This is a genomic window from Haemophilus sputorum CCUG 13788 (genome assembly GCF_000238795.1).
In the GTDB taxonomy this organism is placed as follows: Bacteria; Pseudomonadota; Gammaproteobacteria; order Enterobacterales; family Pasteurellaceae; genus Haemophilus_A; species Haemophilus_A sputorum.
The window spans coordinates 1-504 of sequence record NZ_AFNK01000047.1; the positions used below are offsets into that span (position 1 = coordinate 1).

The 504-nt window shown below is 52.8% G+C and carries 1 protein-coding gene; it reads left to right on the forward strand.

Annotation, left to right across the window (positions count from 1 at the left end):
• Positions 1–312: formamidase (locus tag HSP_RS10965; RefSeq protein ID WP_010129658.1), on the forward strand; the 312-nt coding region annotated here is incomplete at its 5' end.
• Positions 313–504 lie beyond the last annotated feature (192 nt).

The following is a 504-nucleotide window of genomic DNA, read 5'->3' on the forward strand; positions in this document are numbered from 1 at the left end:
GGTACGGTCTGCAATTATGACGGTAACGTCATTCAGCAGGGGCACCGCAACCCATGGGAAATTGTTACCGCAGAGCTGTTCCCGCGCCTGGTGGATAAAGCGCGTGAAAACTGGGCGTTGGAAAACAATATTTTCAACCTTGGCTGCCGGGGCTATGTCGGCAAACCGGGAGGCGAACGCGAGAATTACCTGACCTGGGTGCGCGATCTTGCCAATGGCGAATACAAACTTCCGTGGGATGAAAATGTCAAAATTCGCGATGGCTGGAAGTATTATCCTGATGGGGTGCAATTAGGCCCGCTACCTAAATAAATTGAGTGTGCCAGGCGCTAAGTCAATCACTTTAAAGACTGAAGTCTGGCGCAGTAGCCCCTGAAAGTTGAATATCCAATTCCAATGAGTAGGGGGCTGAGCCATCCGGTAAGGGCTGAATTTGCCTGCGGGATTGGCTCAGCCCGCCAGACCGGTTTGGTGTTGCGCCGGACAATGTCCGGCGGCAAAGAA